General features: G+C 54.8%; 15 protein-coding genes. 10 read left to right on the top strand and 5 right to left on the bottom strand.

Annotation, left to right across the window (positions count from 1 at the left end):
• Positions 1-54: 54 nt before the first annotated feature.
• On the top strand, positions 55-192 hold the full coding sequence (locus CA832_RS15035; RefSeq protein ID WP_158211919.1) for a hypothetical protein: 138 nt from the start codon (positions 55-57) through the stop codon (positions 190-192).
• On the opposite strand, the gene folD is transcribed toward CA832_RS15035, so the two are convergent.
• From folD to CA832_RS10530, 3 genes are all read right to left on the bottom strand, one after another.
• Positions 193-1,077, bottom strand: coding sequence for a bifunctional methylenetetrahydrofolate dehydrogenase/methenyltetrahydrofolate cyclohydrolase FolD (gene folD / locus CA832_RS10540; RefSeq protein WP_088341582.1), 885 nt, complete (start codon positions 1,075-1,077; stop codon positions 193-195). It abuts the gene before it with no gap.
• 45 nt (positions 1,078-1,122) lie between these two features.
• Positions 1,123-2,454 (bottom strand): signal recognition particle protein, encoded by a 1,332-nt coding sequence (ffh, locus tag CA832_RS10535; protein ID WP_088341581.1) that lies wholly within the window; start codon positions 2,452-2,454, stop codon positions 1,123-1,125.
• A 92-nt stretch (positions 2,455-2,546) separates the two neighbouring features.
• A complete protein-coding gene (locus CA832_RS10530) occupies positions 2,547-3,182 on the bottom strand; it encodes a flavin reductase family protein (protein ID WP_088341952.1) in 636 nt (211 codons plus the stop codon).
• Between the two features lie 82 nt (positions 3,183-3,264).
• Between CA832_RS10530 and CA832_RS10525 the strand changes: the two genes are divergently transcribed.
• Complete coding sequence (locus tag CA832_RS10525) at positions 3,265-4,446, top strand: MFS transporter (protein ID WP_088341580.1); 1,182 nt, start codon at positions 3,265-3,267, stop codon at positions 4,444-4,446.
• Positions 4,447-4,664: 218 nt separating this feature from the next.
• Here the strand turns inward: CA832_RS10525 and CA832_RS10520 are convergent, their stop codons facing one another.
• Complete coding sequence (locus CA832_RS10520; RefSeq protein ID WP_088341579.1) at positions 4,665-6,428, bottom strand: hypothetical protein; 1,764 nt, start codon at positions 6,426-6,428, stop codon at positions 4,665-4,667.
• 127 nt (positions 6,429-6,555) lie between these two features.
• Here CA832_RS10520 and CA832_RS10515 point away from each other — a divergent pair, with 127 nt between their 5' ends.
• From CA832_RS10515 to CA832_RS10485, 7 genes are all read left to right on the top strand, one after another.
• Positions 6,556-7,053 carry an RNA polymerase sigma factor gene (locus CA832_RS10515; protein WP_088341951.1) on the top strand — a complete coding sequence of 166 codons (498 nt, stop codon included), beginning with the start codon at positions 6,556-6,558 and terminating at the stop codon, positions 7,051-7,053.
• A gap of 59 nt (positions 7,054-7,112) precedes the next feature.
• Positions 7,113-7,817 carry a hypothetical protein gene (locus tag CA832_RS10510; RefSeq protein ID WP_088341578.1) on the top strand — a complete coding sequence of 235 codons (705 nt, stop codon included), beginning with the start codon at positions 7,113-7,115 and terminating at the stop codon, positions 7,815-7,817.
• A 5-nt stretch (positions 7,818-7,822) separates the two neighbouring features.
• Positions 7,823-9,493, top strand: coding sequence for a formate--tetrahydrofolate ligase (locus CA832_RS10505; protein WP_088341577.1), 1,671 nt, complete (start codon positions 7,823-7,825; stop codon positions 9,491-9,493).
• 120 nt (positions 9,494-9,613) lie between these two features.
• Complete coding sequence (locus CA832_RS10500) at positions 9,614-11,179, top strand: ComEC/Rec2 family competence protein (protein WP_088341576.1); 1,566 nt, start codon at positions 9,614-9,616, stop codon at positions 11,177-11,179.
• A gap of 291 nt (positions 11,180-11,470) precedes the next feature.
• Positions 11,471-11,950 (top strand): hypothetical protein, encoded by a 480-nt coding sequence (locus CA832_RS10495; protein ID WP_143542371.1) that lies wholly within the window; start codon positions 11,471-11,473, stop codon positions 11,948-11,950.
• 135 nt (positions 11,951-12,085) lie between these two features.
• Positions 12,086-13,003 (top strand): FecR family protein, encoded by a 918-nt coding sequence (locus CA832_RS10490; RefSeq protein ID WP_088341574.1) that lies wholly within the window; start codon positions 12,086-12,088, stop codon positions 13,001-13,003.
• Positions 12,963-15,542, top strand: a complete 2,580-nt coding sequence (locus tag CA832_RS10485) for a TonB-dependent receptor (protein ID WP_233131786.1) — start codon at positions 12,963-12,965, stop codon at positions 15,540-15,542. The genes CA832_RS10490 and CA832_RS10485 overlap by 41 nt, the downstream gene beginning before the upstream one ends.
• On the opposite strand, the gene CA832_RS10480 is transcribed toward CA832_RS10485, so the two are convergent.
• Positions 15,539-16,342 (bottom strand): Brp/Blh family beta-carotene 15,15'-dioxygenase, encoded by an 804-nt coding sequence (locus CA832_RS10480; protein WP_158211918.1) that lies wholly within the window; start codon positions 16,340-16,342, stop codon positions 15,539-15,541. The genes CA832_RS10485 and CA832_RS10480 overlap by 4 nt on opposite strands.
• Positions 16,343-16,521: 179 nt before the next feature.
• On the opposite strand from CA832_RS10480, the gene CA832_RS10475 reads away from it, so the two are divergent.
• Positions 16,522-17,262: a bacteriorhodopsin-like gene (locus CA832_RS10475; RefSeq protein WP_088341571.1), complete on the top strand. Its 741-nt coding sequence runs from the start codon at positions 16,522-16,524 to the stop codon at positions 17,260-17,262.
• Positions 17,263-17,377: the final 115 nt, after the last annotated feature.

Raw genomic sequence — 17,377 nt, 5'->3', positions numbered from 1 at the left:
GAAAAATGTATACCAAAGCAAAAGCAACCGGCGTTTTAGGGATAAACCCAAGCCATGAAAAAGATCGGTCTGTTACTGCTAACTGCCCTGTTATGCGCGGGGATAACCGGTTGTACCAACGACGAAGGGGAACCGGAATTTGAGATCCTCACCCCGGAAGAAGAGCAGCAGGCTGCTACACAAGACGCCTGATTAGCCGTTGTCCCTGTTGCGCTGCCGGGCCAAAAGGGTGTTTTTCAGAAGCATTGCAATAGTCATGGGGCCTACCCCTCCGGGTACCGGGGTAATGAAAGAGGCTTTCTGGCTTACCGCCTCAAAATCCACATCGCCGCTGATATAGTACCCCCGTTCACGGGTTTCATCCGGGACGCGGGTTATTCCCACATCTATAATAACGGCACCCTCCTTAACCATATCCGCCTTGAGGAACCCGGGCACCCCAAGGGCCGAAACGATAATATCGGCCTGCCTGCAGATTTCCGGCAGGTTCTGGGTACGGCTGTGGGTCAGGGTTACCGTGGCATTCCCGGCAGGGCCCTTCTGGCTCAGCAGGATGCTAATGGGCCGCCCCACAATGTGGCTCCGCCCGATAACAACGGCGTGCTTCCCGGAAGTCTCTACCCCGTAGCGCTGTAAGAGTTCAATAATACCAAAAGGCGTGGCCGAGATAAAGGTCTCCAGTTCCAGTGCCATTTTCCCGAAGTTGGTTGGGTGGAACCCGTCCACATCCTTATCCGGGTGAACGGCCATAAGCACCTTCTCCTCGTCGATGTGCCTCGGCAGGGGAAGCTGTACGATGTAGCCGTCGATGTCCGGGTCCTGGTTGAGGGTATTGACCAACTCCAGCAGTTCTTCCTCGGTGGTGGTTTCCGGGAGCTGCTTCAGGGTAGATTCGAAACCCACGCGTTTGCAGGCCCTCACCTTACTGCCCACATAGGTCAGGCTGGCCCCGTCGTTCCCGACAATGACTGCCGCCAGGTGGGGCACTTTTTCGCCCCGGGCTTTCATTTGCTGCACCTCCGCAGCGATTTCATCCTTGATGTCGTTGGATACCTTTTTTCCGTCGAGAAGTGTCATGGGCCTGGATTTTGGTCCCGATGGCTATCGGGGTGGAATTGCTGATCAGGGTTTCATCTGTTGCATCATCTGCATCATCTTCTTGCCGCCACCGCCCTGCATCATCTTCATCATCTTGCTCATTTGCTTGAACTGCTTAAGCAACTGGTTCACCTCCTGCACGCTGGTGCCGCTGCCCTTGGCAATACGCTTTTTGCGGCGGGCATCCAGCAGGTCAGGGGTGGACCGCTCCTGGGGGGTCATCGAATAGATGATGGCCTCAATATGCTTAAAGGCATCGTCGTCAATATCGAGGCCTTTGAGGGCCTTTCCGGCCCCGGGGATCATCCCCACCAGGTCCTTCATGCTCCCCATTTTCTTGATCTGGTGGATCTGGCTCAGGAAATCGTCGAAACCGAATTGGTTCTTCGCGATTTTCTTCTGGATTTTCCGGGCCTGCTCCTCATCGAACTGTTCCTGGGCGCGTTCCACCAGGGAAATGACATCCCCCATCCCCAGGATCCGGTCTGCCATCCGCGCCGGGTGGAAGACATCCATGGCATCCATCTTCTCGCCCGTACCGATAAACTTGATGGGCTTGTCGACCACACTTTTAATGGAAATGGCCGCCCCGCCCCGGGTATCCCCGTCCAGTTTGGTGAGGACCACCCCGTCGAAATCCAGCACGTCGTTAAAGGCCTTGGCGGTATTTACCGCATCCTGCCCTGTCATGGAATCGACCACGAAAAGCACTTCCTGGGGGGAAACAGCATCGCGGATGCGGGAAATCTCGTCCATCATCTGCTGGTCTACCGCCAGGCGGCCCGCGGTATCTATAATAACCACGTTGTTCCCGTTGGCGCGGGCATGGGCCACACCGGCCTGTGCGAGGGCCACCGGATCTGAATTCTCCTTGTCCGAATAGACAGGGACCCCAATCTGCTCGCCTACCACGTGGAGCTGGTCGATGGCCGCCGGACGGTATACGTCACAGGCCACCAACAAGGGGTTCTTACTTTTTTTCGTCTTGAGGAACTGGGCCAGTTTCCCGGAGAAGGTGGTCTTACCGGAACCCTGGAGCCCGGACATCAGGATTACCGTGGGGTTGCCCGAGAGGTTGATCCCCTCGGCATCGCCACCCATGAGTTCGGTAAGCTCGTCCTTGACAATCTTGACCATGAGCTGGCCGGGCTTGAGCGTACTGAGTACGTTCTGCCCGATGGCCTTCTCCTTCACCCGGTTGGTGAATTCCTTTGCAATGCGGTAGTTTACGTCGGCATCCAGCAGGGCCCTGCGGATTTCCTTGGTGGTTTCCGCAACGTTGATCTCGGTAATCTGCCCATGTCCTTTAAGGATGTGGAGGGCCTTGTCCAGTTTTTCGCTTAAGTTGTCGAACATCTCGGCAATAGTAGTTTCAGGTCGTGCAAAGATAGGGATTGACAGGGGATTAGGGAAGCCTTATTCCCGCCTTCAGGCAAGCCTTTCTGGCATCAGGGTAGTTCCTCCAGAGCCTCCCCGGGGCGGTAATACCCGTAGCGCCCCAGTTTGGTGCCGGTATAGTAGGAATCCAGCCCCCCGATGGCTACCGATTCCAGTACCTCCAGGTCTACATCCCCGTCCGGCCCAAGTGCGGCTTCGGGCACAAAAAGGTGTTCCACCCGCCCCACGACCAGCCGGGTGTCGTTGCACAGCAGGTGTTCTTCCACAAAGGTAAGCCCGAACTGCACGCGGGACTCCGCAACAAAGGGCGCCGCAAACCCCTCCCGGTAAACCGGGGAAAACCCGCAGGCCCCGAATTCCGATACCCCTTTCGGAAACTTCCCGGAAGTACAATGGGCATTTTTATGGTAGGGGGCAGAAACGGCATTGAGGGTATAAACACCGGTTGCCATGATATTGTCGTAGGTGTGCCGCGCTACGGTGGTGGGCCTCAGGATAAAGCCCAGATAGGGCGGGTTGGCCCCGATGTGTACCACAGAATTAAAAAGCGCCAGGTTCTCGCTGCCATCCGCAGCCTTGGTCCCGAGAAGGTGCGCGGTTTTGTATCCGGCCACCTTGTTGATGAGGGTGGCCCGGTACCGGCCGGGGAGTTCGGTAAGCCGCTTGGCATCCCAATGGTGTTCCATAGGTTTTTCCACAAAGATACTCCCCATCCCGGAATCCGGGAAAAATACGTAATATGGGGCTGCATCGCGTGCAAACCCGAATATGGAACCCACTGCCCAGTCCGCCTATCGCCCTCCGATTTATGTACTGCCCGTTATTGTCCTGGCGCAGTTTTGCGGCACCTCCCTCTGGTTTGCCCCCAATGGGGTGATGGAGCCGCTTATTGCGGCCTACGGGTTGTCTGAACAGGCCCTGGGCCACCTCACGGCCGCCGTCCAGCTCGGGTTTATTGGCGGCACCCTGGTGTTTGCCCTGCTAACCCTGGCCGACCGGTTCTCCCCTTCCCGCCTCTTCCTGGTATGCGCCCTGCTGGGAGCCCTTTGTAATGCCGGGATGGTGCTGCCGGGTCAAACCCTCCCGTCCCTGCTCCTGCTGCGGCTGGCCACGGGGTTTTTCCTGGCCGGCATCTATCCTGTGGGCATGAAAATCGCTTCTGACTACTACCGGGAAGGCCTGGGCACCTCCCTGGGGTACCTGGTGGGGGCCCTGGTCCTGGGGACGGCCCTGCCCCACCTACTGCGGTGGGGGCAATTCAGCCCGGCCTGGGAAACCGTCGTGGGCATCACATCCGGCCTTGCCGCAGTTGGGGGGATGTGTATCGCCTTCCTCCCGGACGGTCCTTACCACAAACCCATGCCCGTCCTTGATACCAAAACCATGATGCGGGTATTCCAAAACCGGGAATTCCAGGCTGCAGCCTTTGGCTACTTCGGCCATATGTGGGAACTCTACACCCTCTGGGCCTTTGTCCCGGTACTGCTGGCCATGCACCCAGAGGCGGGTTCCCAGGGGTTTATTTCACTCTGGTCCTTCCTGATCCTTGCCATTGGCGGGCCGGCCTGTGTGCTGGCCGGCTACCTCGCCCGCGTCCGGGGCGAGAAAAACGTGGCGCGCCTGGCGCTGATTGCTTCGGGGGTTTGCTGCCTGTTGGTCCCCTTTGCCCTGGCGTGGGACCTGCCCTATTTTCTCGCTTTCCTCCTTTTCTGGGGGGCTGTGGTTATTGCCGACTCCCCGCTTTTCTCCACCCTTGTGGCCCGCAACGCGCCACCCGACAGCAAGGGAACAGCTCTCACCGTCGTGACCTCGGTGGGCTTTGCCATCACCATCCTGAGCCTGGAAAGCCTTTCTGCCCTCAGAACCCTTTGGGAAGGGCCTGCAGGCTTTTCGCTCCTGGTCCTCGGGCCCGTACTCGGGGTCTTTGCCTTATGGCGTTCTGTTAAATAAGCCGCGAAAGGAAAGTCGGGATTTACTGCCCGTTTGCAATGGGGTTGCAGGCGGGGGAGGTATTTTGGTTGTGGGTGGGTGGGTGGGTGGGTGGGGCCCCTTACGCCAGTTCTTAGAATCAGATGAAATGAGAAAGGGCGATTCCAATCAGAACCGCCCTTCCCGGACACTTGGGGCAAAAAAGGAATTAAGCGTGTCAGGCTAAATTCACGGTATTGTTATTTCTCGAATACCAGGACGGTGATGGTCCCATCCCCGCTAACGTCCTTCACTTCGAGGCGGTTGGGGGTAATGGAAACGAAATCCCAGTCTTCGGTAAGGTCTGCAAAGACATCGTCGTCGTCTCCCAGGTTCAGGAAGACTTTTAACTTCCCGTCGTGGTTGCGGATGACACGCCACAGGCCATCTTTCAGGGGGTCCATATTGGTGCTAACCGTTAACAGGTGCTCCATGGCGAAGCTGAAATCGTATCCGGCAAAGTTGGCCGTCATATCCATATCGCCTTCCACATAGCTGGCTACTACCCAGTCTCCCCCCATCATAATGTTGCGGATCTCGGCCACATCGCCATCGGTGGCATTGGAGGGACATACCCGTTGCAGGATCAGTTCGTAGTCGATTTCGGCTACCTCAAACTTCAGGCGCCTGTCTAGCAGTTCGCGCAGGGGCCATTCAAAGCTCACACCAGGTTCGTCTCCCATGGTAATGGCCAGTACAAGGGTCCCATTGGCACCAGTGGCCACCTCCCAGGTACCCTGGCTGGTGTTCACACCGTTGCTGAGGGTTACAACTCCTTCGCCCTGGAATTCAAACTCGTATCCTATGAGGCGGTCGATTTCCATACCCTGGTTTTTTACCTTCTGGATCACCCAGCTGCACTCCCTGAGGATTTCCACCAGGGCACCGGGCAAGATGCCTCCGGGTTCGCCACAGTTGGTGTGCATGATGATGCGGTTACCGCCTTCTTCGTAAAGCTTGATCTTACCTTCTCCTATCTCGTAAACCTTCCACTCCAGGTTGAAGTCCACAAGGGTTTCAAAGGCCAGGGTCAGCATCACGCCGCGGTCGGACATACGCAGGGCCCATTCGCCCATAAGGGTATTCCCTTCCCGGTCTTTCACCTCTACGCTTCCGTCTTCGGAGAAGAACATGCGGTAGGCCTCATACTGGGGGGTCTGGTCGTTGGCATCCCGCTCTACGGTAACCACGGTCCAGGGGCATTCGGTCAGGTAATTGGCCAGGCGCTCCACGCTGAAATCGTCGTCGTTGTAGTCATCATCGTCGTCTTCGTCACAAGCGTCCTTGGCCATGCGCAGGGCAGCGGCCAGTTCGGCATTGCTGTTGACCTGAATCTCGGTCCCGTCGAACTTGATAAGGGTAACCGGGAAATCGATACTCACTACATCGCCGTCCTCCAGTTCGTGGAAAAAGCGGCGCATTTGCATGTCGCTCTCCACGGTAACCGTCCCGGTTTGGGTGTTGTTTACATCGAAGGTGTAAAAGGTAATGGGGTACACAAAATCGATACACTCGATATCGTCGTCGTCCCCGCCTTCGATACATTCCCGGGCCAGTTCGGCCAGGGCCTGCTTGTTCTCAATCACAATCTCGGAATGGTCGGCAAGGGTAATGGTAATGGGGAAAAGGATTTCAAGGATGTCGATGTCCTCGTCGAACTCGTCGAAGATCTCCTCGATCAGGTGCAGGTCCTGACGCGAGTCGATGGTGATGTCTATACCGTTTACGTTTACCGTGTACGGGAAATTCAGGGCAAAACAGCTGCTTCCATCCACAATGTTGTCGAAAGAACCGTCCAGGGAAGAGGTCTTTTCGATCAGCAAAGCCGTCTCGGAATCAGCTTTAAAGGAGGCTCCTTCGGTGCTGGAGGTGTTCACTTCTTCGAATTCCTCCTGGCAGGAGGTAAAGGTGAGCGCCCCGAAGAGCAACAGTGTGTAGGTGGCAAGATTCAGAAACTTTTTCATAACGATTTGGAAATTTTTGTTGATGTACGCCTATGAAACAACCCACATTGGGATAACCCTACCCCATTTTTACATTTTTTTAAAATATCTTTGGGAAAACCCGCCAACCCGAGAATCCTTCTTCCGCATGGATAACGTTTGCGACGATCAGGTGTATAGCGAACTGTTCCGCACCCATTCTAAAACGGTTTTCAACTACATCTATTATAAATTCGGGAATGAAGAAAAGGCCCAGGACGCCGTTCAGGAAGCCTTTGTTAAACTTTGGGAGAACTGTGCCAAGGTGGCCCCGGAAAAAGCGAAAGCCTTTGTATACACCGTAGCCAATAACCTTTACCTGAATGTAATCAAGGCCGAAAAAGTACGCCTGAAACACCGTCCTGCAGAAGGAAACATTACCCGGCAGGACCCGGAATACCTGATGGAGGAAGCGCAATTCCAGGCCAAATTGGAGGCAGCCCTGGACAGCCTGCCTGAAAACCAGCGCACAACCTTTTTACTGAACCGCATCGATGGCAAGAAGTACCATGAAATCGCCGAGATGGAAGGGGTAAGTGTAAAGGCCATCGAAAAGCGGATGGGCCTGGCCCTGAAAGCGCTTCGGGAAATCATCGATGGGATTTAAAGCCGCAGGAGCAAATGAGGTCCGTAATTTTTAGATTTCTGAGAAAAGAAAGGACATCTATGGTATCGGTTCGAAAGTTTCTTCCATATGCCCTGGGAGAACTTATCCTGGTCATTGCCGGAATCCTCATTGCCCTGCTGATCTACGACTGGAACGATGCCCGCAAAGAGTTGCAGGCCTCCATTCGCTATCACGAACGCATCCTGGAAGATCTGAACCTGGTTCACACCTTGCTGGAGGACAACCAAATCCTCTCCGACAGTATTTATAGTTCGTTACTCACTTCCATAGAAGCCCTGGATGCCGGAGTCCTGACGCCCGGGCAAAAGCCCTCTCTGGACTATGCGCTGGATTCCTATTATAAATACAACCCCATGACCCTGCGCCTCCATGCCTACGACGAACTGAAAGGCTCCGGACGGCTCCACCTTCTTCAGGATGAACAGCTGAGGACCCAACTCGCCTATTATTCCACCTTGCTGGATGCCGTAGCAGAAGTATACCGCATTTTTGGGGAGTCCATCATAGCAACAGGACCGCAGATGGACAGATATTTCCGCATACAACCGGATATTGCACTACAGCAGCCTCCAACCTACCAATTCGAACAAATGGCGACCGACAAAACCTTCGGCAATTCCCTGTCCCGCATTGCGCTGGCCTGGAATAACCGACGCGCCTTTAATACCCGCCTAATAACAGACACCAAAGTCCTCGATTCCCTCGTTCGCAAAGCGCTCGAAGTGCTGAAAGGCAAAACCTAGCCACTATGAAATCAGACCTGGAAATTTCCCAAAGCGTTAGCCCAAAACACATCAAAGAAATCGCATCCGGCCTGGATATTGCGGAAAGCCACCTGCACTACTACGGCCCGGACAAAGCTAAATTACCCCTGAGTTTAATAGACAAAGGCCGCATGGGGAATGCCAACCTGATCTTGGTCACCGCCATAACCCCTACCCCGGCCGGGGAAGGTAAAACCACCACATCCATTGGGTTGGGCGATGGACTGAACCGTCTGGGTAAAAAGGCTATTACGGTAATCCGGGAGCCCAGCCTGGGGCCTGTCTTCGGGATCAAAGGGGGAGCTGCCGGAGGCGGATGGAGCCAGGTAATCCCCATGGCGGACATCAACCTCCACTTTACCGGGGACTTCAACGCCATTGAAAAAGCCAACAACCTACTGGCGGCCCTGATCGACAACAACCTGCACAGTAAAACCGGTAACCTGGGGATAGACCCCAGGACCGTCCTTTGGAAGCGGTGTATGGACATGAACGACCGCGGCCTCAGAAACATCGTATCCGGGCTTGGCGGCAAGGCAGGGGGTATCCCAAGGGAAACAGGGTTCAATATTACCGCTGCCTCCGAAATAATGGCTATTCTTTGCCTGAGCGAGGACTTTGAAGACCTCAAAGGGAAACTCGGCAATATCTATATTGGGGATACCTGGGAAGGAAAGCCCGTCTTTGCACGGGACCTCAAGGCGGAAGGCGCTATGGCCGTCCTGCTCAAAGACGCCATCAAACCCAATCTGGTGCAGACCCTGGAAGGTAACCCGGCCCTGATCCATGGGGGGCCTTTTGCCAATATTGCCCAGGGCACCAATTCGGTCATAGCCACCAAGATGGGAATGAGCCTGGCCGATTATGTGGTTACCGAAGCCGGGTTCGGGGCCGACCTCGGAGCGGAGAAGTTCCTGAATATCAAATGCCGCAAGGCTGGGTTATCTCCCAAAGCTATCGTTTTGGTAGCCACCATCCGGGCCTTGAAATATCATGGGGGCAAAGCATTGGACCAGCTGAAAGAGCCTGATACTGCTGCCCTTAAAGCCGGGTTGCCCAACCTGGAACGCCATATTACCAGCCTTAAGAGTTTTGGGTTGCCCATAGTGGTATCCCTCAACAGCTTCGCCAGCGACTCGGAGGAGGAAAATAAGGTGTTGATGGACCATTGCAAGAAGATGGGGATCCCGGTGGCCCTCAGCGAGGGGTGGGCCAAAGGGGGCGAAGGCTGCCTTGCGCTGGCCGAGGCGGTGGTAAAGGCTGCATCGCAGTGCCAGGGCCGCTTCCACCCTACTTACGGCCTGGATGATCCCATCCGGGAGAAAATGGAAAAAATATGCAGGACCATTTATGGGGCCAAACATGTGCTGCTCACCAATAAGGCCAGCAGTCAGCTTAAACGCTTTGAAGCCCTGGGCTTCTCCAATTTGCCGATCTGTATGGCCAAAACGCAGAAAAGCCTGAGCGACGACGAAAAAATGCTGGGGCGGCCCGAGAATTTCGACATCCACATCCGGGAATTTGAAATAGCTGCCGGGGCCGGTTTTGTGATACCCATTGCAGGGAACATCCTCAGGATGCCCGGGTTACCGGGCAGGCCAGCCTCTGAACATATCGATATTGACGGGGAGGGGCAGATCAGCGGGTTGTTTTAACCCTTTCATCATCTTCAGGGCTTGCCTGGGGCCGCCAAAGGTTATATCTTGTAGGAGTTCTCCCATTGTTGTTGTGCAGGGATAACCCTGCGCAGATCCACTTACCTAAAGACGCACCATATGGGAAGAACAGGCTATATAAAAGAAGACTTCGTTACCACCTACTCCAGTCCCCAATCCGGATCTGATAAACGTCTGAGCCTCGTTTTCGGCGACAAGGTTGAAATCCTGGAATCCTCGGATGGTTGGACCAAGTTGCGCTGCCTGGACAGCTATGACAGCGGGATCCGCTATGTTAAAGGAACTTTGAGCCTGAGCCAGAAAGGGTGCCTTAAAATCTCCATGGTAGATGTGCAACAGGGAGACGGTCTTATCGTGGAAACACCAGAGGGTAAAATCGTTTTTGTGGATGGGGGAGATAACAAACTCTTCGCACGCCATGCTGCCGCAAGATACCAGTACAAGGAATCCACCCCGGATTCTCCCATGGAGGTGGATGCTATTATAATTACCCATGGGGATGCCGACCATTTTGAGGGGCTCAACGAATTGGTGAATGCCGAAACACACCGCACGAAACGAAAGCGCATTGCCATACAACCCAAGCGCATATACCATAACGGACTGGTGAAGTCTCCCCAGAGGAAAAACGGAAAGACCATACCGGACAGCAAACGTCTGGGAACTACCAAAATACAGGATGGGACCCGGTATATCATAGACCTGTTCGACGATACCCGGGAAGCCAGTCCCGACCAAACCAATTCCAGCTTTGAGAAATGGCACGCCTCCCTGGATCATTGGGAAGCCCGTGCACAGGAACCCATGCGGATCGCACGTATCGCACATGGGATGGATACCACCGATTTTTTCGACTTCCTGGCGGAGGAAGACATCCATGTAGACCTTCTCGGCCCCTTTACCGACCAGGTTACCTTCAGGGGAAAGGAATATGAAGGCCTTCCATTTTTACACGCCCATGCCGATACCCCCATGTTACATCTTGAGGAAGAAGGAGCCCATGGTAGTGAATCGGCTTCGCACACCATAAACGGGCATTCGCTTGCTTTTCGGTTACAGTTCGGAAATATCCGTATGCTCTTTACCGGCGATTTGAACAAGGAGGCACTGGATCGCATGCTGGAGCGGGTTGGGGATCCTTCTAAGCTGAAGTGCGAGATTTTAAAGGCTCCGCACCACGGTTCCCACGATTTTGCCGTTAAGGCTCTGAAGACAGCGGCGCCGGTGATATCGATTGTATCCTCTGGAGACCAGGACGCCTTTCACGAATACATCCACCCGCGGGCAACCCTGATGTCTGCCTTAGGAAACTCCAGCCGCAACGATATGGGGATCTTGTTCAGTACTGAACTGGCGGCCTTTTTTACCTACCGGAAGGAATGCTTTACGAGAGACGCTTTGGCGGACTTTTTCAAGAATGCCCCAAAGGACAACTATACCAAGGAGGAGTTGAAGCAGATGTTCACCGGAAAGCCCAGAAAAGAAGACCCCGCGGGTATGTTTCACGGCTTTGAACGTACGAATTTTGGAATCATCCATCTGCGGACCGATGGGACCCGGTTGCTGGCCTTCACCCATTCCGGAAAAGCAGGATTGAACGAAGCCTACAGCTATACCGTAGACAGCCTGCACCGCGTACGTGCCAATACCATAAAGAAACGATAACCCCACCCCCACCCAAAGTCCAAAATAACCCCTGCCCCTGCACCCTCCCATCAATCCCATCAAAAAATCACCATTAATCCTCCCACTTTCCCATTCCCGGTTTAACCCCCTCAGAATCACCGACTCCCCGGTCGGTTCCGGGTACTTTTGAACCATTCCCCGATTAATCCGTACCATTGGCCGAAAAGCACTCGACCAACAGCACTCCTGCTCCGGGAAGGGGATAAAATTGACTACTTTAGGGCTCCCAAAGTGCGCGTTACGCGTAGCGTGCTGCGGGTCAGAAAAACCATGAGAACGCCGGAAACATTAGAAAAACCGCTGGAAACCACCCAGCTGCTGAAGATCATCGACCGCATGGACGAGTCGGGGGATCCGGCCGGGGGTATGCACCTGTGGCCTAACAAATCCCAGCTTAAGCGGGCTGTAGATAGCCTGCAGGGGTTCCGCCGGACCACCCGGTGGGCGTTTTGGGTCTACCTGGGCTTCCTCGCCATGCTCCTGGCGAGCTTCCTCTCCGAACCCAACGGGTTCTCGGCGTCCATGACCTTAGTGGGCTTCCTGGGCTTTTTGGGTTTACTGCTCCTCTCCTTCTTCAACCACTCCGATTTTTACCATGCCGTGGGCAGGTTCAGGGGTAGCGAGAGCCCGCTGGTTATCTTCTTCCTGGGCATGCCCCTATATTACCTCTTTTACCTCCACCTGGAAAGGCACATGCGCACAGAGCTCACAGGAGTCCTCCATGAAATGGGCCTGACCCCGGAGGCATAGGGCCCCCTGGCGGTGTTTTACAAAGGGTTATTCCACACCTATTTAATATCTTTAGCCAAAAGGCCGTAATTTTTTTCCGATATCGGGTAGGGTAAAGCCCTGTAGGATTGTTATATAGGTCGAAAAGGCATCGCCATGAAAACAGATTTACTGGCAAAATGGATGAACGGCGAACTATCGCCGGCCGAACTGGAGGAATTCCAGAAGCGCCCTGAATACCGCACATACGAGCGGATCATGCGGGCCTCTGAGAACCTCAGCGGCCCCGATTTCGACGTGGAGGCAGCCCTGAACCGGGTCCGGCAGGCGCGTACCCCCGCCGCTGGCGGCAAGGTGGTCCGCATGCGCCCGATTACCCGTTGGATGGGTGTAGCGGCCGCCGTAGTCCTGCTATTCGGCGCGGCCTACTTCTATATCAGTACCCGTCCGGCCACCTTCCGCACCGGCATTGCCCAGCAGTCTGAAGTTGTCCTCCCGGATGCCTCTGAAATTACGCTGAATGCCGGATCCCTGCTTTCCTACAGTGCGAAAGGATGGGAAACCGAAAGGCGGGTAAACCTGGAAGGGGAGGCCTTTTTCCGGGTAGCCAAAGGGAAGACCTTCACCGTGGCCACCGAAGCCGGGGATGTAACCGTTCTGGGTACCCAGTTTAATGTGTTGCAGCGGGCTGGCATCTTTATCGTGCGTTGCTACGAAGGCCGCGTACGGGTGATCTCCGGAAGCCACACCACAGAATTGCCTGCGGGAGCCGCATTCCGGATGGTAGACGGTATTGTGGAGGCAGCAGGGCCGGCAGATGGGACCTCTGCCCCGGCCTGGACGCGGAACGAGTCTGAATTCCACTCCCTGCCCCTGTCTGCGGTACTGGAAGAATTCGGCCGGCAGTTCGATGTTCAGGTCACCACACAAGGTGTAGACCTCACTCAACGATTTACAGGCTCCTTCAGCAACACAAATATGAAATTGGCGTTAGAAAGTATAAGTACCCCACTGCAACTAGCTACCGAAGTTAATGGGAACCAAGTACTTCTATATGCCAGGGAAACCCCTTAAATTCCTTTGCCTTTTGCTTTGGATGGGCCTTATGGCCCTGCCGGCATTCGCCCAGGACGCACCCGATGCCCGGCGCAGCCTGATTGCCGTGCTTGGGGAATTGCAACAAGCCCATGAGGTACGGTTCTCCTTCCTGGACCAGGATCTGGAGCCACTTACCGTAACCCTTCCTCCCGGGCTTGGCCTTGAAGCCTCCCTGGAAGCCATCCGCCAACAGACCCAACTGGAAATCCGCCGCCTGGATTCCCGCTACTTCGCCCTCTCCAAACCCCCTACGATTGTCCTTTGCGGACGGGTTACAGATAATTTTGAATCGGAGTCCCTTTCAGGGGCCACTGTAACGGTGCTGGGCACCTCCCTGGCCACCACTACGGATGCCTACGGGGCGTTCCGCCTGGAAGGGGTCCCCCGGGAAGCCACCCTAAGCATCCGGTACCTGGGGTTCCGCACGCGCTTTGTACGGGCAGCAGAGCTCTTAAGTAGCAACCCATGCCCGGTGGTAGCCCTGCCCGTGGTGTACCAGCAACTCGACGAGGTAGTCGTCTACAAATTCCTGACCACCGGCCTGGCGCGGGAAACCGACGGGAGCATTCGCATGAGCACTTCGGATTTTGGCGTGCTACCCGGGCTTACCGAACCCGACGTCCTGCAAACCATCCAGGCCCTGCCTGGCATCAAAAGCATAGACGAAACCGTTTCTGAGATCAATATCCGCGGGGGGACCAACGACCAGAACCTCCTGTTGTGGGACGGCATTAAAATGTACCAGTCCGGGCACTTTTTCGGCCTTATCTCGGCCTTTAACCCATACCTGACAGAAAACGTACGCATCATCAAAAACGGGGCGAGCCCCTTTTACGGAGACGGGGTGAGCGGCATCATCAGTATGGAAACCTTCGACCGCGTGGAGCGCACCTATTTCGGGGGAGCGGGCTTTAACCTGATCAGCGGGGATGCCTATGCGCACCTCCCCCTTTCCGACCGGGTGGCCCTGCAGGTTTCGGCCCGGCGTTCGGTCACGGACATCCTGAATACCCCCACCTATAACCTCTTTACGGACCGGGCCTTCCAGAATACCCAGATCAGCAACCTGGGCGGGGCCAATTCCGACCGGATTGCCAGCCAGGATGAATCCTTTTATTTCTACGATTTCAGCGGGAAAGTCCTCTATGATATCGACGACCGCCACAGCCTCCGAATGAATTTCCTATACATCCGGAACAACCTGTTTTACGGGGAAACCCTTGCAGTGGACAACAGCCAGAACCGCTCGGACCTGGACCAGAGTAACCTGAGCCTGGGCGGCCGTTTTACCAGCCAGTGGAACCCACGCCTGCGCACGGAGGTTGCCGGCTACCTCACCCAATACGACCTGGATTCCTACTACCTGACCGAAGCCAGCGGCCAACAACTCTTCCAGCTCAACCAGGTCAAGGAAACCGCCTTAAAGACCCGGGCCGATTACCGGTTTTCCGATGCCCTGACGGGAAGCTGGGGGTACCAGTTCCTGGCGACCGGAATCACCAATATCTCCGAAGTGAACCAACCCCCCTTGGAAAGCCGGATCAAAGATGTGGTCTACGCCCATGCCGCCTTTGCCCAATGGCACTACACCAGCCCGGATGGAAGGCTTATGGGGATGGCAGGGGTCCGTGCCAATTACCTGAGTAACCCGGAGGACTTCGACCGTTTCCTGCTGGAGCCGCGCCTGAGCCTGCACTACAAGCTAAACCCCCACCTGAACCTGGAGGTATTGGGGGAATTCAAGAACCAAACCAGCCTGCAGAAGATAGACCTGGAACAGAACTTCCTGGGCATTGAAAAACGACGCTGGATCCTGGCCGATGAAGAATCGCTCCCGGTGGTTACCAGCAAACAGGCCTCCATAGGGCTGCATTACGACCGCGGAAACTGGTTGGCTGGGCTGGAGGGCTTTTACAAAGAAGTGGATGGGATTACTACAGATACCCAGGGCTTCCAGAATGAATACCAGTTTGATGGGGAAATTGGGAGCTATACCGTTATGGGGCTGGAATCCCTGCTCAATTACAAAAGCGAGGCCTGGAGCAGCTGGCTGAGCTACACCCTCAACCAGAACACCTACACCTTCCCCGACCTGGACACATCGGAATTTCCGAACAACCTGGACGTGAGGCATACGGTGAGCCTGGGTACCAATTACACCTACGGGAACCTGAAATTGGGGATAGGGCTCAATTACAGAAGCGGCAGGCCCTTTACCGAGCCACAGGAGGCGCCCAATGCCATAGACACCTCGTTCTTCCCCAACCGCATCAATTTTCAAACGCCCAACAGCAGCCGGCTGCCCGACTATATGCGGGCAGACTTCTCTGCGGTGTATTCCTTTTCCTTATCCGAAACCGTAAAGGCTTCGGCGGGTGCTTCCCTACTCAACCTCACCAACCGACGGAACATCCTGAATACCTACTACCGCCTCAATGCCCAGAACGAGATTGAGCGCATTGAAAGCCTCTCCCTCGGCCTCACCCCCAACCTGAGCTTCCGGGTGCGGTTTTAGCGGCGCAGGAGCCCACTCATGACCAGAACATGCGGAAAGGTAATAGCCGCCAGGAAAGAGAAAAATAAGGGGAGAAATCCATAGGAAGGATCCCGGAAAAACACATAGGCCACCGCCAGGGAAACAAGTGCCGCACCCCAGTACAAGCCGGAGGATTTCAGGTACAGCCGGCCGCTGCGGCGGTTCGCCCGTCCGTAAAGCAGGCGCAGCTGGTCCATAAGGGACGGGATGGCATGCCATAGGATAAAGTAAATAGCAAAGGCCCAAAGCAGGCTCGATACCTTAAACACGAGCGCAAAAACCCCCAGCAGGAAGAGTTCGTATAGCAAAACGGAAAACCGGCCCCTGGGTTGGACCACCCTGAAAAAGAGGACCAGAAAAAGAAGGGAAGACCCCCCAAACAGCCCCTGAAACAGTATTGCATCCGGGCTCCAACCACAAATTTGCAGGACCACACCAGCCACCGCATCGGCATGGAACATAAACAACAGGGCCAGAATGGCCATCCCGTATGCCCCGAGGAACAGATCCTTTTCCAGGCCACGCCCTTCCATTCGTCCTGCCCAGTGCTGTTCCCCGAAATGGTAGGCACTAAACAGGATAAATGCGAAGAGGGCCAGGGTTGGAAGAACATAAAAGAGCAGGGCTGCTCCGGCAACAAAGCCTATATAGAGAAAGAGGAGCCCCGTTCCACTTATTCCTCTGTTGCGTTTACCGAGGTGTTCCAGGATAAAAATATCATTTGCACCATGCAGGATGCCAAAGGTGAAGATCAGGATCAGGGCGAAAACCTGTTCCACACGTTCTTCAAAAGTGCCCGTTAACCATAGGCAAAAGAAGGTTGCAGGCACCAGAAAATTCCGAATATCGAACCGTGGCCCCATCAGAAATAATTTTTGTTTAAAATTTTTATTAATTTTTTAAACATTATTGTTTAATTATTTTTAAATTTACTTAAACATTTTTAAATAATTGAACAATGGGACATTTAATTACTAACCTTTCGCTGGTAGCCAAGATGGCTCCCGACGATTATGTAGGCTTCACCTTCTTTGTAGGGTGCATGGCAATGATGGCCGCTTCGGCCTTCTTCTTTCTCTCCATGAACCAGTTCGACCGCAAGTGGCGGACTTCGATTCTGGTATCCGGATTAATTACGTTTATCGCAGCTGTGCATTACTGGTACATGCGCGATTACTGGGCAACCAATATGGAGTCCCCCACCTTCTTCCGCTATGTCGACTGGGTCCTGACTGTTCCGCTCATGTGCGTGGAATTCTTCCTGATCCTTAAAGTGGCAGGCGCGAAGAAATCGCTGATGTGGAAACTCATCGGCCTTTCCGTGGTCATGCTGGTTACCGGCTACTTCGGGGAGGCGGTTTACCGGGATCAGGCCTGGCTATGGGGTCTGATTTCCGGAATCGCCTACTTCGCGATCGTGTACATGATCTGGATGGGAGAAGCCAAAAAACTGGCAGAAGCTGCCGGAGGGGCGGTCCTGAGCGCCCACAAAACCCTCTGCTGGTTTGTACTGGTGGGCTGGGCCATCTACCCCCTGGGGTATATGGCTGGCACCCCCGGCTGGTATGAAGGGTGGTTCAGCGGCCTGAATATGGATGTTATCTACAACGTTGGCGATGCCATCAACAAAATTGGATTCGGACTGGTCATCTATAACCTGGCGACCCTGTCCCATGCCAATAAGGAGGTCACTGCCTGACCGTTTGTTTGGTTGAATGATGGAAGCCCCCGGTAGTCCCGGGGGCTTTCTTTTTGGGCCGGGCAGCGGAATTGTCTTAAATTCACCTTCAGATGACTGTCTTCTTATGCTCAGC

It is taken from the genome of Robiginitalea sediminis (genome assembly GCF_002198115.1).
Lineage (GTDB): Bacteria > Bacteroidota > Bacteroidia > Flavobacteriales > Flavobacteriaceae > Robiginitalea > Robiginitalea sediminis.
The sequence above is the reverse complement of the archived record's forward strand: the minus strand, read 5'-3'. Positions and strand labels throughout refer to the sequence as shown.

What these genes read in the sequence shown, in the direction of transcription:
- CA832_RS15035 (WP_158211919.1), top strand. Translation starts at nt 55, where the DNA reads ATGAAAAAGATCGGTCTGTTACTGCTAACTGCCCTGTTATGCGCGGGG.
- folD (WP_088341582.1), bottom strand. Translation starts at nt 1,077, where the DNA reads ATGACACTTCTCGACGGAAAAAAGGTATCCAACGACATCAAGGATGAA.
- ffh (WP_088341581.1), bottom strand. Translation starts at nt 2,454, where the DNA reads ATGTTCGACAACTTAAGCGAAAAACTGGACAAGGCCCTCCACATCCTT.
- CA832_RS10530 (WP_088341952.1), bottom strand. Translation starts at nt 3,182, where the DNA reads ATGGAACACCATTGGGATGCCAAGCGGCTTACCGAACTCCCCGGCCGG.
- CA832_RS10525 (WP_088341580.1), top strand. Translation starts at nt 3,265, where the DNA reads ATGGAACCCACTGCCCAGTCCGCCTATCGCCCTCCGATTTATGTACTG.
- CA832_RS10520 (WP_088341579.1), bottom strand. Translation starts at nt 6,428, where the DNA reads ATGAAAAAGTTTCTGAATCTTGCCACCTACACACTGTTGCTCTTCGGG.
- CA832_RS10515 (WP_088341951.1), top strand. Translation starts at nt 6,556, where the DNA reads ATGGATAACGTTTGCGACGATCAGGTGTATAGCGAACTGTTCCGCACC.
- CA832_RS10510 (WP_088341578.1), top strand. Translation starts at nt 7,113, where the DNA reads ATGGTATCGGTTCGAAAGTTTCTTCCATATGCCCTGGGAGAACTTATC.
- CA832_RS10505 (WP_088341577.1), top strand. Translation starts at nt 7,823, where the DNA reads ATGAAATCAGACCTGGAAATTTCCCAAAGCGTTAGCCCAAAACACATC.
- CA832_RS10500 (WP_088341576.1), top strand. Translation starts at nt 9,614, where the DNA reads ATGGGAAGAACAGGCTATATAAAAGAAGACTTCGTTACCACCTACTCC.
- CA832_RS10495 (WP_143542371.1), top strand. Translation starts at nt 11,471, where the DNA reads ATGAGAACGCCGGAAACATTAGAAAAACCGCTGGAAACCACCCAGCTG.
- CA832_RS10490 (WP_088341574.1), top strand. Translation starts at nt 12,086, where the DNA reads ATGAAAACAGATTTACTGGCAAAATGGATGAACGGCGAACTATCGCCG.
- CA832_RS10485 (WP_233131786.1), top strand. Translation starts at nt 12,963, where the DNA reads ATGGGAACCAAGTACTTCTATATGCCAGGGAAACCCCTTAAATTCCTT.
- CA832_RS10475 (WP_088341571.1), top strand. Translation starts at nt 16,522, where the DNA reads ATGGGACATTTAATTACTAACCTTTCGCTGGTAGCCAAGATGGCTCCC.